Source organism: Lysinibacillus fusiformis, from assembly GCF_003049525.1.
Classification (GTDB): domain Bacteria; phylum Bacillota; class Bacilli; order Bacillales_A; family Planococcaceae; genus Lysinibacillus; species Lysinibacillus fusiformis.
Genome location: NZ_PYWL01000002.1, coordinates 615,555 through 632,883, shown reverse-complemented (window position 1 = coordinate 632,883; position 17,329 = coordinate 615,555). Strand labels below are relative to the sequence as shown.

Genomic DNA, 17,329 nt, shown 5'->3' with positions numbered 1-17,329 from the left:
TTTCCTTCATAAATCGCAATACTACAGATTACAGTTTTGCCCAACGTTCCTCTAACCAGTTCATAAATTGTTCACCTTTGTCGCCTTCATACGCATCAAAGACATCTAAACGCATACGTTTTAGTTTATCCGCAAAGTCTGCCACTGTATGGTCCTTCGGCAAGCTCTTTTTAACACGCAGGAAAATTTTATCTGTTCCTTTGATAATATCAAAACGTGCAGGAGATGGCTTCTCTACGTCCTCGCCAAGCGCCGCAAGTGCTTCATATGCTGCTACCTGCACCTTGTAGACAGTATCATGCTGCATACGATTTATTAATAAATCTATGATATTGTCATGTTGATAAGCCGATAACTTTTCGACTGCATCTAAACGCTCTCGCCAGCTAGATGTATAATTGGCCTGTTTTTTTAATGTTTCATACTGCTCAGGTAATGCTGTTTCAAACTGTTTCAAATAATTGCACCTCTTTTTTTAACTAGAGGAAAAATGATTTCTTTTTCTTCTGCTTCACTTATTATACGTTGTCTTGGTGAAAATAGCGATAATTCGTTAGTAAGGACACATACAGAAAGCTACATTAAGGTGAACCGTATTATAGGGTGCAATCGTTAAACAAGAAATATACTAATCATCTCCCCTAATCGGGCGAGATTCTGTAATAAGGATTAGCGCTCGTTTTCATTTGACCGAGTGCTATCGGACCTTCTGCTTTTTTATTTACCTATCCCCCTATTCTTCTTGTTATTATTAACATAAAGTTATAAAATCAGATGAAAAAGAAGGTCTTTTGATGTTAGAAAAATTAAATGTATTTCTCCAAAAATACATTGCGATCTTGACACCATTAAGTTTAATTTTAGGTGTATTATTAGAAAGCATAGGACAAAGCTTATTATTCCTCGTATCATGGCTATTTGCATTCATGACATTTTCAGGAAGCTTACATATGAAATTTAAAGATGTAAAAATCTTTGTGAAGCATCCTGGACTTATTATCTTCTCCATTATTTTTCTTCACCTATTCATGCCGTTATGGGCGTATTTCTTATCTACTGTTATCTTTGACGACCATTTGTTAACGGTCGGATTTGTTTTAGCGGTTGCACTTCCAACAGGCGTTACAAGTGTTATTTGGATCAATATTTGCAAAGGAAACTTACCGCTAGGCTTATCGATCATTTTAATCGATACGCTACTTTCTCCATTTATTCTCCCTTTCATTCTCTTCTTGGTGTCGGGTGAAAAAATTGAACTAGACGTTCTATCGCTTATACTTAGCTTACTCTTAATGATTGTCTTACCGACGATTGTAGGTATATTGGTAAATGAATGGTCAAAGGGAGAAATACCAAAGAAAATTGGAAAGAAGCTTGCGCCTTTTTCAAAGCTATGTTTATTTGCCGTTATTTTAATTAATAGCAGTGCGATTGCCCCATACTTGAAAGATTTTAATCTACACCTATTATTCGTTATATTATTAGTGTTTCTGCTTGCTGTTTCAGGCTATGTTTTCGCCTTTATCATTGGTCGTTATCTGCTAAAAGACTATTCACATATGGCTACCTTTGTCTATACTGGAGGGATGAGAAATATTGCCGTTGGGGTCATTGTGGCCACAACATACTTCCCAGGTAAAGTAGCAATGCCTGTCGTGTTTGGGATGTTATTTCAACAAGTGCTTGCTTCAATCTTTAGTAAAATGGTGATAAAAAGAACCGCTGTGATGGCTGACAATCAAGTTTCACATTAGGTGGGGTTTTCATGAAAAAAGTCATGATCCCTGTTTTTTCTGTTTATGGGATAGGAGCTATTTTAGTTTTATTGATGCCACTCCTCCTTTATTGTTTTTTATCGTGTATCGAGCTTCATTCGCCAATCTAATGTTTAGGGAGGATGTTATGACTGTTAAAAATAGGAATTTCATTTGTTTCATTAGTGGCTTAGCATTATTTTTAGTAGGAGCCTATAAAATCTTTACCGATCACTTGGAAGCTATGTCCCTACTGGTAGCTTATATAATCTTCGTTTGTGGATTCATAGGGTCTGTTTTTAGTATTGTATCGTTATTTAGAACAGCTCGAAATTAGCGTAGCTACTCAATTGGAATAGCTTCTATGAAATTATAGACTTTTCCTTTATACTGATAAAAATATATGAATAGGATGGTGTGATCTAAATGATGTATGCTCCATTATTTGAACAGGACGTTCCAGCACTTCTTCTTCCTTAACGGTAGAAGCACTTTTTCTCCGTTAAGGACATAGGTAACTATGAAAACGGAGGAAAAAACATGAGAAATAAACTAATCGGCGCCTTCTTTTTATCGCTTGCGGCGAGCATTTGGGGCGCTATGTATGTAGTTGTCAAAGTTGTGGTGGAGGTCGTGCCACCGTTAGAGCTTGTTTGGATTCGTTATGTAATTGCCGTCTTGGCACTTGGTTTGATTGGCATTATAACGAAACAATCTTGGAAAATCGCCAAAAAGGATTGGCTCCTTATTTTTCTTGTCGGTCTCATAGGCAATACGATTTCGATTGTTACTCAAGAAATAGGTACCATGCTTTCCACTGCACAAATGGGTGCAATTATTACGGCTACAACACCTGCTTTTATGGTTGTCTTTGCACGTGTCATTTTGAAGGAAGACATAACCTTAAAAAAATGCTTGTCTATTATCCTAGCAACGATTGGTGTCGGTGTCATTGTAGGCCATGGCGGAATTGATAGTACCCAACAATTAGGTGGACTCTACTTATTGCTCGCTGCCTTAACATGGGCATTGATGTCTGTTCTAGTAAAAAAAGTTCCAAGTCATTACTCTCAAATTGTGGTGACAACCTATTCTTCCTTCATTGCCGTCATCCTACTGACGCCATTTGTCATTCCAAGGTTAAAAGAGATGAATTTATCCATTGTTGTGCAGCCAACAATTTCAGGTGGCTTGCTCTATTTAGGTATTGTTTCAACTGCTGGTGGTTTTTTATTGTGGAATAAAGGGCTTCAACTAATGAATGCTTCTAGTGGGGGCTTATTTTTCTTCTTTCAGCCCGTTGTTGGTACATTTTTAGGCTGGCTCCTTTTAGGGGAGACGATTGGTCTTTCATTTTGGTTGGGCTCGCTTTTCATTTTTAGCGGTGTATTTATGGTCATTCGAGAAGAGTAAAAGAATGTGCGTTTCTATCTTGTATAGAGGCGCACTTTTTTAAATCCAGCTACTGGCGGTTATGCCGTTGTGTGTAGTCATGTTCCTACAGCTCGCCTCATATATTGCAACAGTTTAAAGGAGCTGATGATTTGATTACCCTTTTAGAATCCATAAAGGAACTATCATTTCTAGTTATACTTATTTCTAGTATGGTGTATTGCAGACATCTTAAATTAACAAAATGGAAAAGAAAACTGACGATTGGTGAATGGACAATGTATATCGTTACTTCCACCGCACTTTCTGTTTATGCCGTACTTTATTTTGCTTTTCTATTGGGAACAAAATAGATGAAAAAATAAAATGTTTCAACCTTAAAAACTATATAATTAGGTGGAAGACTTCATTTTAGGAGGGTTATTTTATGTTTCAAACAGTAGAGCATTTTTTACAATCTTGGACATTTGAAGCTACTGCTACGCAAAATTTACTCCACCAGCTTACCGATGAATCGCTTCATCAAGCAATAACGGCTGAACATTGGACTTTAGGACGTATCGCTTGGCATACTGTCACAGCTATTCGAATTATTTCCGTCAATACCGATCTAACCTTCGAGGCACCAGCAGAGGATTATCCTGTTCCCACTTCAGCTCAATTGATTGCAGATAGTTATCATCAAGCGAGTAATTCCTTTATTGAAGCAGTAAAAACACAATGGACAGACCAGACCATGAATGAAATGATTGAATTTATTGGTCAATCCATCCCTAACGGCTCTCTTTTATTATTTTTATTGCAACATCAAAGTCATCATCGTGGACAAATGACTGTGCTCATGCGACAAGCCGGCTTACCTGTTCCAGGCATTTACGGTCCTGCCAAAGAGGAATGGGCACAGTTCGGGTTGCAAACCCCCAAAATGTAATTGAAGCTAGACAAACAACATTCAAAGTGAGGTTGCCCATTGAAGGACAACCTCTTTTTTGAGAGCTTATTTAAGAGTAGCTAACCAATTATTTGTGTCTGCAATGGTTGGGTTTGCTAAATAATGGCCACCTTCAATTTGCATTGTTTGACCTGTCATAAATTTTGATTCGTCCGAGGCTAAAAATACCACTGCGTGACCGATATCATCTGCTTCACCATGGTATGGTAGGGCATTAAATTTAGAATAGATCGCTAGCATTTCATCTGGCATATTATTTTTTGCTGCTGGTGTTAAAATGAGACCTGGTGCGACCGCATTACAGCGAATTTTATCTTTCCCATATTGAGTGGCAATGTTTTTAGTCATATTTACCACTCCTGCCTTTGTAGCACCATAGGCTGTTCGGATTTGGTCACTAGCGAATGCAGCCATGGAAGCTGTGTTAATTATGGAGCCCCCACCTGCCTTTTGCATATGTGGAATCGCAAAACGACTTCCAAGTAAAATGGATTTTAAATTCACATTGACTAAACGATCCCATTCATCTAAGTCGATATTCACAACATCTAAATCCTTCTGCAAGTTTGTTAAACCAACATTGTTAAACAATACGGTTAATGTACCGTATTGTTCCACCGTGAAGTTCACTGCCGCTTCAATTGAAGAAGCATCCCCTGCATCAAGGAAAATCGCTGAAGCCTCGTAACCTTCTTTCACTAAAGAATGTGCTGCTTCTTGAGCACCCTCTATATTGAAATCAGCAATAACCACTTTTGCGCCTTCCTTGGCTAATAAGGTTGCTGCTGATAAACCAATTCCTGATGCGCCACCTGTTACTAATGCTACTTTATTTTGTACACGATTCATATTTAATTCCTCCTTATAACAAAAAAGAGCAACCCACTCTTTCTTTTCGGTTAATAGTTTAACATTAAACTATTTATTTTTAAACTAAAAAGACTAGCTCATTGATTACCTGCGCCATCTTTTTTTATGTTATATTTACATATATTACATAAAGAGGTGTTTATATGGAAAATAATAAAATGAATTGTAAAGCATGTGGAAACGATGCCTTTGCCTCAGGACAAATTGGCAGTTTCACGAGTGAAGGAAATATACGGCCGTTCGGTTCAATTATGGCTACTGGATCTCCACTTATTTTAACGTTTTGCACAAAATGTGGGGAAGCTGCATCCATTAAAGTAGCTAAGCCGGAGAAATTTAAGTAAGATAGCGAGTATGCGAAAGATAAATAACGAGGTATATGCCTCCTCGATAGATAGTTAATGGTGGAAGATTGATGGCGTGTGACAATGCAAACACTTCAATCCTCCCCCTTTCTATGCAAGAAATAATTAATTATGCTATAATACATTGGAAAACCTCAAAGGGTCAACCAATTCTTGGCTGTAGCGAATAACCTCGCTACAGCTTTTTTATATGATCGTTTACTTATTTATTAACACAACTAAAAAAATAAAACGAGAGCATCCTTTCAAAAGAAGTGAAAATTGCTCCCGTTTTTATGTTTCCTTATTATTTTTCTTCCCCCATTGGTACGGCTTTTTCGACCAATTCCACAGCAAAATAAAGAGATATATGATGACCATCGTAATTATCATCATTGTCACGTTTTCGCCCCATGTAATAGATGCTTGTTTCCTCCATTGATTGATCGTTCTTACGATGAAGTAGGTAATTGGATAAATGAAATAACTTAATTGAGCCCGTTTCATGATTCAAACATTGACGTAAGCTTCATGATAGTTTTCCAATTACGAACCGTTGCGGGCATCTCGAGCTTGGGCAATTGTTGGCTAAGTTTGGCGTTGCGGATGCTCTTGTGAAATAAAAGATAAACCTCTCTGCCAATGATGACGCAACGCTCTTGATCATTTTCATATGATAAGTACTTACGACGATTTTCTTCTGTTGGGGTAGCAGGTAAAAAGGCAACATGTAGGCTTTCCCCAACTGCTGTGGCACTTGCTTCAGCGATGTCTTGCTGAGAAAATGGGCAATTGTCGACGATATGCTGAAGTTCCTCAGCGGTTCTAATGATGACTGTACTTGTCATTTCAAAATTCATTTGGATTGTTTCATGAATTTGCTTCTGCAAAACTTTCTCTAATTCGGTCGATTCAAAAAGGATATTTCCACTTTGAATATAGGTACGAATGTTTTGCAATCCTAGCGGTATAAGAGCTTCCCTTAAGTCAGCCATTTTTATTTTATTATGTCCACCTACATTAATCCCTCTTAGTAATGCTACGTAGTTCATCCTACACTCCCACCTTTCTCTACTCTCATTATAGCCATAATTATGGAATAATAGGGAAAAACTGCACCTTGGGAGTCCAAGTGCAGTTTAATCCTTATGCTAAACGCTCAATGTCCTTTATTAAACGCTCCACATTTTCTTTTTTTGTCGCCCAGCTTGTACAAAAGCGAACAACTGTATGTGTTTCATCGAATGTTTCCCAAACGGAGAATGAATATTTTTCGCCTAATGTCTTTAGTAAATCATTCGGCAAAATTGGGAATTGCTGATTGGTTTTCGAATCATAGCGTAATGCAAAGCCTTTATTGATAAATGCCTGTTGAATGAGCATGGCCATCTCTACCGCATGTTGGGCAATATCCAAATAAAGATGGTTCTCCAATAATGTTTCAAACTGAAGACCTAGTAATCTACCTTTTGCCAGTAGCCCACCTCTTTGTTTGATCATATAGCGAAAATCTCGTTGATAGGCAGGATTCACGATTACGACCGCTTCGCCAAATAATGCCCCCATTTTTGTACCACCTATATAAAATACATCGCAAAGCTGAGCGATATCTGCTAAAGATAAATCATTATCCTGTGCTACTAAACCATAGCCTAAACGAACGCCATCTAGAAACAATGGCAATCCACAATCCCTGCAAACTTTACTTAATGCGGTTAATTCAGCTTTACTATATGTTGTTCCATTTTCTGTTGGATGAGATATGTACACTAAGCCCGGCTGTACCATATGTTCATGTGTGCTGTCTTGCCAGTGTGCGTCATAGCATGCTTTAACCTGTGCGGCTGTTAGTTTGCCATCATCACTAGGCAAAGTAAGCACTTTATGACCGGTCGCTTCAATTGCCCCCGTCTCATGGACAGCAATATGGCCTGTAGTTGCAGCAATAACGCCTTGATGAGGACGTAGGATGGAGGCGATTACAGTTGTATTCGTCTGCGTGCCACCAACTAAAAAATGAACGTCTGCCTGCTCAGCCGCTATCGCTTTTTTGATATACGCTCTAGCTTTTTCAGAATGCTCATCCATCCCATAACCTGGTGATTGCTCTTCATTGGTTTCCACTAATTTTTGCAAAATTTGCGGATGGGCACCTTCTGCATAATCATTTTCAAATCGTATCATATCTTTTCCCTCCAAATTCTCTCTGTATCTATCCCTTATTTTACAACCTTATGATGGTAATAATCTATGGTTAGTTAGTCGGAAGGAATTATTTAGCTTTGGAGGCTGCTAACAGAAAGTTGATCCACATTCAACCACAAGGAAAAACTACGGGCATAGATAATAAGAAGTAGTTCAGGACAATCGCTCTCAGCTTAACATATTGCTGTATATTCGCTATGCTCATTCCACCTCTATATCATCATTTTATTCATAATTTCTATTTGTTTAACTGTAAACTAACTGGTATACTTATTGTATCAATGCGCAGTAATGGGGCGAATTTATATCAAATATTGCCCTCACGCATAGTGTACAAGCCGACTTGTTTCACAAATCTCTGCCATCTGAAAATATTGAAAATGGAGAGGATAAGTATGTACAAAGAAGATCGGCTACCACAAAACGCAAAAGAGGGTATTTTATTTTTATTGATTATTTCAGTTATTTCTGTCAATACCATTGCACCCATTATTGTTGGGCTAGAGCGAGGTTTCAGTATAGCTGTATATATGGAGACACTAAAAATTATTCCTATTATGTGGGTCATTGTCATTTTATTAGTGAGAGCTGTTGCGGGTCCCTTAGTTGGAAAAATAATGTCTGTTATAATAGGCCCAACAGATGGGTTCAATGCACGCGTGCTATTGGATACATTATTAAATGTAACGGTATTGTCTATTTTTTTATCAATCATTGGTCCTTGGGTAGGCACCAAGCAAATTAGCTTAGAGCCTTTTCAACAATTTCTTCACATTTGGCCAAGGAATTTTGCTGTGGCCTTTTGGATTGAACTTTTATTAGCACAGCCTATTGCTCGACTTGCGATGAAAAAACTACACCAAAGACAGTCCATTCAAGCACATCAATTATAAATATGAATTTGCCTAATGATATTTGTGTATCATTAGGCTTTTTTAATGCTCTTCCATTCAACTCATTGATCAGTCCCCTGAAGGACCGCATGACGAATCAGGAGTTGTTGAACTATTGTCAGCACAATGATGGTTCTCCTGAATAGTAGTATGTGCATGATGCCCATGTAAATCGTTTGTTGAATGTAGTTCATGTATTTGCTCATTGGATTCGTTAGATTTTTTGCTAACATTACTGATGATGCTGACGACTACGATGATGCCAATAAATATAATAAAAAATTCCATTTTTACCACACCCCCCTCTTCCATTATAAAGATTATAACATTGCGTTGATAAAAAAATGATAGTTCTTAACATATGTAAAATTCCCCATTACCTCTTAAGAGGAAAGGTCGTTTTAGGAACCATTCTGAATGAATGGCTCTCTATTATTTTATGTGACGATTTAGTTCAACTTCTCTGGCTTTCGTCTATTTATGGTGAAATGACGGACAAAAATAATACCACAATCGAATGGATTGTGGTGTGTGAATTATGATTGAGATTTACGTGATGATGATTCGTTCGAACAATGAGTATCGTTTGAATTTTTCTTTTGTTCTTTTGTTAACGCATTATCTTCACGCACATCTAAATCATCTGGACTTAAATCTGTCGCTAATTCCGCCAACTCTGACTGACGTTTATATTGCTTGCCCTTTGTCAAAATGATCACCTCCAAGTAGTATTACATTGCCCTAATTGGTTTGATCTCATTCTTGGAAAGGTATGAAATAATCATTTGTAGCTATGCTAATTGAGGTACTGGCTGGTTCAAAAGATGGTGATATGCCTGTAAATCTTGCTCATATATTTTTTTATAGGTCGCTAGGCTATGTTGCCTTATATAATCAAATTCCTTATCACATACGAAGTGATGTTTACAATTGAGAGCCCAAGCATTTTCCCATGCTGTTTGCTCAAATTGAATATTCATGTCATGTTCTTCCAGCAACATAGATAACAGATGCTCATGAAGATAAATTTCCTGTAAGCTATGTTGTTTTTTCATTGTAAAAATTTCGATAGTACGTGGAAGCGAGGATTGTAATGCTTCACGATCCACCGCATGACCCAGTTCATGTAAGGTCATTGTTTTTACATACACTTCTAGTGATGGTGGATATTGCAACTCATTCTTTGCCTCAATTAAACGTTCAGCATCAAAGCCCACATAATCCCCAATAAAGTTATAACTCATATTTACGCCTGAGTGGTCCTGCTTTATGGTCATCGTCATGCCAACAGCCTGCACAACGGAGTTGATGATTTCATATAGTTCTTTCTCTTTAAGTTGTTTTGTCATGAACCGTCCTCATTTCCTCTGCAAACATTCTCATGTAACTATAATAGAAGCGGATTAAATATATACTACAAATCATATAAATTCAACCAATTCATCCTGTACATATAGAGGAAATGCTCAACAAAAAAAGGCGCTTGTAGTAAAAACTACAAACGCCTCGTGTGTGAAGGGTTTTATTTTATTTAACGAAATTAGCGATTATTGTTACTTCGGCGATTTTGGTTACTGTTGGTGTTGGTACTACGCTGTTTGCTGCGAGCCTCGCCGCCTTTGCGACCTATTTCTTCATAAAATTCCTCGCCGTGGTTGTCAGCTGTAGCTTCTCCACCCTTTTGACCAATCTCTTGATAAAATTCATGTCCATGATTTTTAGACGTAGCCTCGCCGCCCTTACGTCCTATTTCTTCATAAAAATCACGATCATGATTTTTGGAGGTAGCTTCTCCGCCTTTACGTCCCGCTTCTTCGACAGTCATGTTTTCATTGTTGTTTCTGTTGCGATTGTTTTGCTTGTTAGCCATTTTCTATTCCTCCTAATTATTTTTTGAGCTATTGACTAGCTCGCTATTTATATTCCCAGCTCTACCCTATCTAAACATCCTTTTTCAAAACAATGATTTTTCTATAGTTGTAGAACCTCTCAATGCTAGCGCTCATCAGGCTTTGAGCAAGCATATAAATTTAGCCATTCCAATATAATACTAATCTATAACATTGTAATTTTTTGAAGGAAGGGTGATGTGAAAATGACGATTTTGACAAAGCCATCTATTGGCTTAACACAATTTACGGACTTCACAATGAAGGGAAGTGCCGCCAAGACGAAGTTTGTGAAAGATATTAAATATCAGGGTGATTATCATCCAATTAAGGATTATTGGAAAGCGTTACGCGAGGGGTTAAAAAAATACCATGAGCATCATTTTAATGACTCCTACCTTCTCGATATTATAGACAATGCCCTCCCTGCTCGGCAGAAAAATTATCAAGAAGCGATTAAAGCTTATTTAAAATTTTTTAAAAACAAAAATGTGCAGTGGTTTGAACCAGGTAAATCTAATTGGGTTTGTGGTGACTTAATCGTGCGTTCAAACCCAGAACTTGGTTTAATCATCGATGACATCCCCTACCTTATAAAATTATATTTCAAAGGAAAAAATGAACGCATTGATAAACATAAATGTCGATCTGCCCTGACACTTCTAAAGGATTCCCACTATTCCGTTGAACATCCCGATTCTGTTAAGCATGCCATTTTAAATGTTCAAAAAGGTCGCTTAATTTCTGAGGATGAATCGACCGAGTATCACCAACTAGCTCTTGAAGCGGATGCAGCACAATTTATGTTTATTTGGAATAGGCTTTAAATCCATTCAACTATATTTGAATAGGGTATTTTTTATTCTAATCGCGCGGAAAGCATAAGCAGCATCTCCTTCTCCAGACAAACTAGTTCAACCATGACAAAAGGACATTCCATATAGGATAATAAGGGATGGCGTTGAAATTAGATAAAAAGGAAGTGCTTCTATGAATGCAGAAATGGTCATGCAGGAGCTGGAGAAGCTAGGCAAAGAACGTACGAAGAAAATGTATATGTCGAATGGGGCACATGAGCCGGTTTTTGGCGTGGCAACTGGAGCGATGAAGCCGATTGCTAAAAAAATTAAAATCGATCAGGCTTTAGCAGATGAGCTTTATGCTACTGGCAACTATGATGCGATGTACTTTGCGGGTATCATTGCAGATCCAAAAACGATGACGGCGGCTGATTTTGATCGATGGATGGATTCTGCCTATTTTTATATGCTATCTGATTATGTAGTGGCAGTCACTTTAGCGGAATCCCCTATTGCACAAGAGGTAGCAGATGCATGGATTGCAAGTGGTGAGGAACTGAAAATGTCAGCGGGCTGGAGCTGCTATTGCTGGCTTTTAGGAAATCGCAAAGATAGCGAGTTTTCTGAGGGCAAATTAGCGAGGATGCTAGATGTTGTGAATAATACGATTCATACTGCACCCGAACGAACAAAATCTGCGATGAATAATTTTCTTTACACAGTCGCGATTTCCTATGTACCCCTTCACGAAAAGGCAGTGGCAACAGCACAGGCAGTTGGTCCTGTGGAAATGAAGCGTGACAATAAAAAAAGCACGACATTGAATGCGTATGAAAACATTCAAAAGGAACTCGATCGAGGGAAGCTTGGTTTTAAACGGAAATATGTAAGATGTTAATGAATCATACTAAAAGGCATTGATCCAATATGGATGAGTGCTTTTTTAAATAAAAAAATGGATTATGGATAAATTTATTTTAGAATCTTTACCGCTGTCCTCCATCGCCTCTTACAAAAAATAGAGAAGTTAAAATGAACTAACTTTGTTTAAATCAAGTTGGCACTAATAATTGATCTGTTAGCACCTTCCATTTTGTGTTGTTTTTTAATACTAATTTACTATAAAAACATTCCAAATTTTACTTTTATATAGTATAATAATTACATATTTTGATAATAGGAGGATACATATGAAAAAACTGGTCTTGTTTTTAGCGATGGTTACACTATTCTTCACTACTACCTCGATTGCTGATGCGCATCCAGGGCGTCTCGATAGCAATGGTGGGCATAATTGTTCTGATAAGTCAAAGGCAAAAGGTCTTTGTACAGGCTATCATTATCATAATGGGAATAGCGGCGGTGGTTCTTCCTCAGGTGGTCAAAGCAACTATACGCAGCCGACAACAGCAATACAAGCACCGGCATTGACAAAAGTAGCCGTTTATTTGAATAATGAAAAACAAAGCTATACGCCGAGCGCCTACATGAAAAATGGCACAACATTGGTACCGATGAAACATATTTTTGAAGCACTTGGTGCAACAGTTTCTTATGATAGTGCTACTAAAAAAGTAACTGCGACGAAGGTCAGCAAGAAAATTGTCATCGGCGTAGGTAACAAAACTGCTTATGTAGATGCAAATGGAACGACATCTACCATTAACCTTAGTCACCCTGCTGAAGTTTATCAAGGAACAACAATGGTACCTTTACGTTTTGTAAGTCAAGCTCTTGGCGCAGAGGTAACATTTGATGAAGCCAAATTAACGGTCTATATTACAACAAAATAATGGACAAGCAAAAAGCAGCTTCCCCTGAAGGATGCTGCTTTTTTAGTGTTGATTTAACTCGAACTGATATTTTTTATTAATTTTATTAGCAATTTTCTCTAAAAATGCAGCAACTGTCATATTTTCTACTTCATTTGTATACCATGCCAGTTTAGCACCATAATTTTTCTTATTATAATTTACTTCTAATGGCCAGAAGTTTTTAGTCTTATAAGTATAATCAAATTTGACATATAATTGCTTTCCCTCTGGACACTCCATGACTACGTTATATAACGGATTTTTTCGTTCCTGCTCAAATTTTACTTTTCTTATTTTTGTTAACATCCTAACCCCCGCCTCTCTTCTATTTATTTCGACAAAAGTTCTAAAAATCTAAAAAAAAGATAAAGCACGCTGTTTCAACGAACTTTATCCTCTCTATATTATAGCATAGTTATTTATTATCGACAAATTTATCGTAATATCGTTTGAGCATAGTAGCCATTTGCTCCCGCGTGAGAACGCCTGCTGGATTCATATTTTTACTACCATCTCCTCGGATAATACCTTCTTGAATGGCCCAATCCCATGCTTCTTTGTAAGATGCGCCTACTTCTCGGTCGGATTGTAAACTGGCTTTAGTAGCTAATAAGCTTTTTAAAGCCTCTATTTCCTGCTTCAACTCATTATATTGTGACACGGTTAACTCCTCCTCCAGGCCATTTTTTATATCTTGTTGGAACTGTGCTTCGGTAACACCCATACTCATTAAATAGGCAAACGGATCTTTGTGTGTGGTGCCGCCCAAATTATCGGCAATCCATCGATGGGATTTAATGCCGTTGCCAGTACCATCTAAAATAGTTGGTACCCCTGCTTCTATAGCCATTTTGCGCAATAACCAAATATAAGCCGCATAATCCTTTTTAAATTGTTCCTTATCGGAAGTCCGCGCTAGCTCTACTTGAGCATAGCTATACGGATTCCCTTTTGGTCCACAACCATATTGGACGCGGTTAACGGGTGCTATTTGCACAATGCGTCCACCTCCTCCTACCCAGTGAGAAACGAAGGCATTGTCTTTATTTCTATTCATATAGGCAATTTCATTTTCTAATGCGTTTGGACCTGTGTTTGTGCTGTTACCTGATTCATGTGCTACCACGTATTTGATGGCGGTGAGCGGCTGATTCGGTAAACCTGACATTATTTGCATTTCAATAACATAACTCATTATGCACCACCCTTTCCTATCATTTTTTTGCGAATGACAACCATGTTATTCATTAGTTATGTCGATTTTAGGGGAGAATCAACAACTAGTTATAGTGCGATATTCTAACTATTTGCCATGGTTGACTGATGGGGCTGAATGGGTGACTGCTCTATTTCACCTTTTTTGCTGCTACACATGTCAAGCTAATGACCGTGAATGATTGAAGAGAATAACATTCACTTATTCTAGTAAATGCAAGCTACACCATTTTTTCTAGTTATTTGTGCTCATGACTATTATTTAAAATGATGAATAAATGATCATTTCACTTCAACAGGTACATTGACAAAGGACAGCTCCATATAGTATTTTGTATCTTCTAAACTGATGGAAGGAGAGAGATAAAATGGTTGTAGAAAATATCATGAATCGATTAACTAGCTTACAAGGTTACACTGCTATTAATAAAATCGACAAAGGTTATTCCTCTGATACCAAATATGTTGTAACAGTTGATGATACACCTTATTTTGTACGGCTATCCGATCTCGCACACCACGACAAAAGGTGGATTGAGTTTACTTTGCTGCAGGACTTAGAGCTACAGGGAGTTCAAACACATAAGGCCATTGAATATATGGTCCTCCCTGACAACGATCTTTCAACGATGGTTATGAGCTATTTAATAGGCACCCCTGCGGATGAAATCATTCCTCACCTTTCGGACACAGAGCAGTTCCATCTCGGTCTTGCGGCTGGGAAAGAATTAAGAAAAATTCATCAGGTGAAAGCTCCAAAAACTGTCCAATGGGAGACGTTACAAAAAGAGAAATTTACCAATTATTTACAAGCCTATCAACAGGATTCTTATCAAATTCCGCAAGAAGCTAAATTATTGAGCTTTATCGAAGAACATTGGCCGCTATTAAGACAACGTCCTATTACGCTGCTTCATGATGATTACCATCTTGGTCACATTATTTGTCACCAAAACAGCTTCAATGGGGTTATTGATTTCAATGGCTATGATGCCGGCGATCCCTATCATGATTTTTATAATCTAGCCCTGTTTAGTAGACGGCATAGCGTCCCCTATTGCGTCGGGCAAATAAATGGGTATTTCACACAGCCACCAGATGATCAGTTTTGGCGCCTTTATGCCTTATATGCCGCGATGAATGTCATTGCAACTATTGCTTGGACACGCCAATATGATCCGCAATCGTTTGACGATGCATTAGCCAGAATTCAGCTAATTTTGGAGGATCATGCTTACTTTTCATCTGTGAAGCCTTTATGGTATGCCGAAAATTAGGACGTTTAACCACTTTCGAGCAGCGCTAATATTTTTTGTCGTTCTGCTTCAAAATTAATGGTTGGCTGCTGTGGCCGTTCCTCTTCATGACGATGATGAAACCACTGCGGAATAATCTCTTGACGTCTATTGGCTGGAATGTCCGTCACTTTTATCTTCTTGGCCTGAAAGCGCCTTTGATCTGAAGCAATATCTGCCATGGTCTTTAGTTGTTTATGATGCCAATTTCGCAATATCTTCTCAACATACCGCCAGCGCAATACATTGTGTTCTACAGCTAGCTTCATCGCATGAATGACGATTTCCTCTGAAAAAATGGTAAGCCAGGAATGAATTTTTGCCGTTATATACGCCGACAGTGAGCCAAAGCCTTGTTGTTCGTAAAAGTAGTCGGCTGTATGTGATTGTTGATCATCATCTTTATTTTTTAGTAATTGGTTATTTAGTAATTTATTATTTAGTTGTGTGGGCTTTTCCGTTTGTGGTGCGTCCGTTGACGGATAACCCGTTGACGGCCGGGCAGCACGTTTTGATACTTCAAAAACGACAAATTCCACCTTGCTGAATTTCCCATCCTTTGTTCGCTCCTGCACCTTTTGAAGATAACCTGCCAAAATCAGTTCATTGATAATGCTAGCAGTTGCTTCACGTCCGCATTTACTACGTGTCGCTAAATCAGTCAGACAAAAATCCCAATCATCTGGTAATGACAGCATATAGGCAAGTAAACCCTTTGCCTTCCAACTTAATTGATCATCATTTAAAAAGCCCTTGTCCAATACGACAAAATTTTCGTTCTTTACTACTCTGTAGATCATAGCTACCCCTCTCCCCTACAATTAATCTCTGTACTATCTATATAAACGGGCATGCTGTAAAAGGGGACAATTTTTCTAATTCACTAAAATTTGTGGTCGTTTTCAGAGAATGGCCTTCTGCATACATATACAGCAAAAAAGACACTTACCATTTAGTAAGTGCCTCTGCTAGGCTAACTGCCCATTTTGCGGCCTTGTTTATTCGTACAGTTCTTTATAAATAATAACTTTTAATGCAGCTATTTCTTCATCTGATAATTTTCCTTCTACCTGTTGCAATGCTTCTTCCTTTGTCATGGAGCCATCTTGTAATTTCACACGAATATCATTGAGCTCTGTAATGCCAACCTTTTGAATGATTACTTTCGTAGCATCTTCTTTTGATGTAAACGGTAACGTACTACTATCAACCGTTTTCGCCTCTTCCATATAGGCTTTTAACTCCGGATCATTTTCAATCGTATTTTTTATTTCTTCCATTTGTCCACTATTCTCTAATTCTGTTGAAAGTGTATTGACAATTTTTTCGGACGCAAATTTCGTGCCAAAATGTAATACACCATAGCCAACTATACCAATGAGAATAATAAAAACAACTAACCATTTAATGAATCTCAAAATCGCTTCACTCCTTTATCCACGTTCATCATACTATATGGAGTGGGGTATTGAGAAACAATTCTCCCTAGAAATTATGTAAAAAAACCCCATTCAACGATGAGGCTTTTATTTGACGTATTTCAAATACTTGCGGACAAATTCTACAATATAAAGTACTTCTTCATCCGTCATGCCTACAAGATTGCAAACACGTTGCAGTCTAGCGGGTGAAGTTAATTGTTGGCGAACTTGATGGATATACATGTATTTGCATTTACGCGGATTGACCTTATCCCGTATTTGCTTGTATCGAAGATATGCATAGCGTGCAAAGGCATTAAGCATCTCCCGCTCCTGCTCATCACGTTCCTTTTTTCTAGCAGCTTCATCAATTATATCCGTTTCAAACGTCCGTGTACCATCTGTTAATTGCATAGTACCACCTCTCTATTGCAAATGTACTTTTACTTATTAAATGCAACAAAAAAAGCCACACCTAGGGTAGA

At 37.9% G+C, this 17,329-nt stretch carries 22 protein-coding genes; 9 read left to right on the top strand and 13 right to left on the bottom strand.

The annotated features are described in order from the left end of the window. Positions 1–28: 28 nt before the first annotated feature. Positions 29–457: a HEAT repeat domain-containing protein gene (locus C9J29_RS08090; protein ID WP_008175129.1), complete on the bottom strand. Its 429-nt coding sequence runs from the start codon at positions 455–457 to the stop codon at positions 29–31. A gap of 337 nt (positions 458–794) precedes the next feature. On the opposite strand from C9J29_RS08090, the gene C9J29_RS08085 reads away from it, so the two are divergent. The 3 genes from C9J29_RS08085 (at position 795) to C9J29_RS08065 (ending at position 4,077) form a co-directional block, all read left to right on the top strand. After that, positions 795–1,754: a bile acid:sodium symporter family protein gene (locus tag C9J29_RS08085; RefSeq protein WP_008175130.1), complete on the top strand. Its 960-nt coding sequence runs from the start codon at positions 795–797 to the stop codon at positions 1,752–1,754. A 540-nt stretch (positions 1,755–2,294) separates the two neighbouring features. Continuing rightward, positions 2,295–3,167: a DMT family transporter gene (locus C9J29_RS08075; protein WP_008175131.1), complete on the top strand. Its 873-nt coding sequence runs from the start codon at positions 2,295–2,297 to the stop codon at positions 3,165–3,167. Positions 3,168–3,573: 406 nt separating this feature from the next. After that, positions 3,574–4,077: a DinB family protein gene (locus C9J29_RS08065; protein ID WP_107921908.1), complete on the top strand. Its 504-nt coding sequence runs from the start codon at positions 3,574–3,576 to the stop codon at positions 4,075–4,077. A gap of 66 nt (positions 4,078–4,143) precedes the next feature. Here C9J29_RS08065 and C9J29_RS08060 read toward each other — a convergent pair whose 3' ends face one another. Then, positions 4,144–4,947, bottom strand: coding sequence for an SDR family NAD(P)-dependent oxidoreductase (locus tag C9J29_RS08060; protein WP_008175135.1), 804 nt, complete (start codon positions 4,945–4,947; stop codon positions 4,144–4,146). A gap of 164 nt (positions 4,948–5,111) precedes the next feature. On the opposite strand from C9J29_RS08060, the gene C9J29_RS08055 reads away from it, so the two are divergent. Further along, positions 5,112–5,312, top strand: a complete 201-nt coding sequence (locus C9J29_RS08055) for a hypothetical protein (RefSeq protein ID WP_008175136.1) — start codon at positions 5,112–5,114, stop codon at positions 5,310–5,312. A gap of 307 nt (positions 5,313–5,619) precedes the next feature. Here the strand turns inward: C9J29_RS08055 and C9J29_RS24930 are convergent, their stop codons facing one another. From C9J29_RS24930 to C9J29_RS08040, 3 genes are all read right to left on the bottom strand, one after another. Further along, complete coding sequence (locus C9J29_RS24930; protein ID WP_255250293.1) at positions 5,620–5,751, bottom strand: hypothetical protein; 132 nt, start codon at positions 5,749–5,751, stop codon at positions 5,620–5,622. A gap of 64 nt (positions 5,752–5,815) precedes the next feature. Continuing rightward, positions 5,816–6,364 (bottom strand): DUF1697 domain-containing protein, encoded by a 549-nt coding sequence (locus tag C9J29_RS08045; protein ID WP_107921907.1) that lies wholly within the window; start codon positions 6,362–6,364, stop codon positions 5,816–5,818. A 94-nt stretch (positions 6,365–6,458) separates the two neighbouring features. Continuing rightward, complete coding sequence (locus tag C9J29_RS08040) at positions 6,459–7,496, bottom strand: threonine aldolase family protein (RefSeq protein ID WP_107921906.1); 1,038 nt, start codon at positions 7,494–7,496, stop codon at positions 6,459–6,461. A gap of 416 nt (positions 7,497–7,912) precedes the next feature. On the opposite strand from C9J29_RS08040, the gene C9J29_RS08035 reads away from it, so the two are divergent. Continuing rightward, positions 7,913–8,410 (top strand): DUF2798 domain-containing protein, encoded by a 498-nt coding sequence (locus C9J29_RS08035; protein WP_008175141.1) that lies wholly within the window; start codon positions 7,913–7,915, stop codon positions 8,408–8,410. 536 nt (positions 8,411–8,946) lie between these two features. On the opposite strand, the gene C9J29_RS24270 is transcribed toward C9J29_RS08035, so the two are convergent. The 3 genes from C9J29_RS24270 to C9J29_RS08025 form a co-directional block, all read right to left on the bottom strand. Then, positions 8,947–9,129, bottom strand: coding sequence for a hypothetical protein (locus C9J29_RS24270; RefSeq protein ID WP_230584799.1), 183 nt, complete (start codon positions 9,127–9,129; stop codon positions 8,947–8,949). A 72-nt stretch (positions 9,130–9,201) separates the two neighbouring features. Then, a complete protein-coding gene (locus C9J29_RS08030; RefSeq protein WP_008175146.1) occupies positions 9,202–9,759 on the bottom strand; it encodes a hypothetical protein in 558 nt (185 codons plus the stop codon). 191 nt (positions 9,760–9,950) lie between these two features. Next, entirely contained in the window at positions 9,951–10,280 is a 330-nt protein-coding gene (locus tag C9J29_RS08025; protein ID WP_107921905.1) for a KGG domain-containing protein, read from the bottom strand. 225 nt (positions 10,281–10,505) lie between these two features. Here C9J29_RS08025 and C9J29_RS08020 point away from each other — a divergent pair, with 225 nt between their 5' ends. The 3 genes from C9J29_RS08020 to C9J29_RS08010 all read left to right on the top strand — a co-directional run bounded on the left by C9J29_RS08020 (position 10,506) and on the right by C9J29_RS08010 (position 12,892). Further along, positions 10,506–11,126 carry a hypothetical protein gene (locus C9J29_RS08020; protein WP_008175149.1) on the top strand — a complete coding sequence of 207 codons (621 nt, stop codon included), beginning with the start codon at positions 10,506–10,508 and terminating at the stop codon, positions 11,124–11,126. A gap of 163 nt (positions 11,127–11,289) precedes the next feature. Beyond that, complete coding sequence (locus tag C9J29_RS08015) at positions 11,290–11,997, top strand: DNA alkylation repair protein (RefSeq protein ID WP_008175150.1); 708 nt, start codon at positions 11,290–11,292, stop codon at positions 11,995–11,997. Between the two features lie 292 nt (positions 11,998–12,289). Further along, positions 12,290–12,892, top strand: coding sequence for a copper amine oxidase N-terminal domain-containing protein (locus tag C9J29_RS08010; protein ID WP_107921904.1), 603 nt, complete (start codon positions 12,290–12,292; stop codon positions 12,890–12,892). Between the two features lie 42 nt (positions 12,893–12,934). Here C9J29_RS08010 and C9J29_RS08005 read toward each other — a convergent pair whose 3' ends face one another. Further along, entirely contained in the window at positions 12,935–13,219 is a 285-nt protein-coding gene (locus tag C9J29_RS08005; protein WP_008179733.1) for a hypothetical protein, read from the bottom strand. A gap of 109 nt (positions 13,220–13,328) precedes the next feature. Continuing rightward, entirely contained in the window at positions 13,329–14,108 is a 780-nt protein-coding gene (locus C9J29_RS08000) for an N-acetylmuramoyl-L-alanine amidase (protein ID WP_090001685.1), read from the bottom strand. Positions 14,109–14,496: 388 nt separating this feature from the next. Here C9J29_RS08000 and C9J29_RS07995 point away from each other — a divergent pair, with 388 nt between their 5' ends. Next, complete coding sequence (locus C9J29_RS07995; RefSeq protein ID WP_008179737.1) at positions 14,497–15,405, top strand: phosphotransferase family protein; 909 nt, start codon at positions 14,497–14,499, stop codon at positions 15,403–15,405. 5 nt (positions 15,406–15,410) lie between these two features. Here the strand turns inward: C9J29_RS07995 and C9J29_RS07990 are convergent, their stop codons facing one another. From C9J29_RS07990 to C9J29_RS07980, 3 genes are all read right to left on the bottom strand, one after another. After that, entirely contained in the window at positions 15,411–16,223 is an 813-nt protein-coding gene (locus C9J29_RS07990) for a DnaD domain protein (RefSeq protein WP_089984704.1), read from the bottom strand. A 198-nt stretch (positions 16,224–16,421) separates the two neighbouring features. Then, positions 16,422–16,841: a hypothetical protein gene (locus tag C9J29_RS07985; RefSeq protein WP_008179741.1), complete on the bottom strand. Its 420-nt coding sequence runs from the start codon at positions 16,839–16,841 to the stop codon at positions 16,422–16,424. Between the two features lie 108 nt (positions 16,842–16,949). Then, the gene (locus C9J29_RS07980) at positions 16,950–17,258 is read right to left on the bottom strand and encodes a hypothetical protein (protein ID WP_008179743.1); all 309 of its coding nucleotides are present in this window, start codon (positions 17,256–17,258) and stop codon (positions 16,950–16,952) included. Between the last annotated feature and the right edge of the window lie 71 nt (positions 17,259–17,329).

Excerpts from the sequence above, each read along its gene's own strand:
- C9J29_RS07995 (WP_008179737.1), top strand. The coding sequence starts at position 14,497 with ATGGTTGTAGAAAATATCATGAATCGATTAACTAGCTTACAAGGTTAC.
- C9J29_RS08020 (WP_008175149.1), top strand. The coding sequence starts at position 10,506 with ATGACGATTTTGACAAAGCCATCTATTGGCTTAACACAATTTACGGAC.
- C9J29_RS08085 (WP_008175130.1), top strand. The coding sequence starts at position 795 with ATGTTAGAAAAATTAAATGTATTTCTCCAAAAATACATTGCGATCTTG.
- C9J29_RS08065 (WP_107921908.1), top strand. The coding sequence starts at position 3,574 with ATGTTTCAAACAGTAGAGCATTTTTTACAATCTTGGACATTTGAAGCT.
- C9J29_RS07980 (WP_008179743.1), bottom strand. The coding sequence starts at position 17,258 with ATGCAATTAACAGATGGTACACGGACGTTTGAAACGGATATAATTGAT.
- C9J29_RS08040 (WP_107921906.1), bottom strand. The coding sequence starts at position 7,496 with ATGATACGATTTGAAAATGATTATGCAGAAGGTGCCCATCCGCAAATT.
- C9J29_RS08010 (WP_107921904.1), top strand. The coding sequence starts at position 12,290 with ATGAAAAAACTGGTCTTGTTTTTAGCGATGGTTACACTATTCTTCACT.
- C9J29_RS08025 (WP_107921905.1), bottom strand. The coding sequence starts at position 10,280 with ATGGCTAACAAGCAAAACAATCGCAACAGAAACAACAATGAAAACATG.
- C9J29_RS08075 (WP_008175131.1), top strand. The coding sequence starts at position 2,295 with ATGAGAAATAAACTAATCGGCGCCTTCTTTTTATCGCTTGCGGCGAGC.
- C9J29_RS08005 (WP_008179733.1), bottom strand. The coding sequence starts at position 13,219 with ATGTTAACAAAAATAAGAAAAGTAAAATTTGAGCAGGAACGAAAAAAT.
- C9J29_RS08060 (WP_008175135.1), bottom strand. The coding sequence starts at position 4,947 with ATGAATCGTGTACAAAATAAAGTAGCATTAGTAACAGGTGGCGCATCA.
- C9J29_RS07990 (WP_089984704.1), bottom strand. The coding sequence starts at position 16,223 with ATGATCTACAGAGTAGTAAAGAACGAAAATTTTGTCGTATTGGACAAG.
- C9J29_RS08045 (WP_107921907.1), bottom strand. The coding sequence starts at position 6,364 with ATGAACTACGTAGCATTACTAAGAGGGATTAATGTAGGTGGACATAAT.
- C9J29_RS08055 (WP_008175136.1), top strand. The coding sequence starts at position 5,112 with ATGGAAAATAATAAAATGAATTGTAAAGCATGTGGAAACGATGCCTTT.
- C9J29_RS24930 (WP_255250293.1), bottom strand. The coding sequence starts at position 5,751 with ATGGAGGAAACAAGCATCTATTACATGGGGCGAAAACGTGACAATGAT.
- C9J29_RS08035 (WP_008175141.1), top strand. The coding sequence starts at position 7,913 with ATGTACAAAGAAGATCGGCTACCACAAAACGCAAAAGAGGGTATTTTA.
- C9J29_RS08030 (WP_008175146.1), bottom strand. The coding sequence starts at position 9,759 with ATGACAAAACAACTTAAAGAGAAAGAACTATATGAAATCATCAACTCC.
- C9J29_RS08000 (WP_090001685.1), bottom strand. The coding sequence starts at position 14,108 with ATGAGTTATGTTATTGAAATGCAAATAATGTCAGGTTTACCGAATCAG.
- C9J29_RS08015 (WP_008175150.1), top strand. The coding sequence starts at position 11,290 with ATGAATGCAGAAATGGTCATGCAGGAGCTGGAGAAGCTAGGCAAAGAA.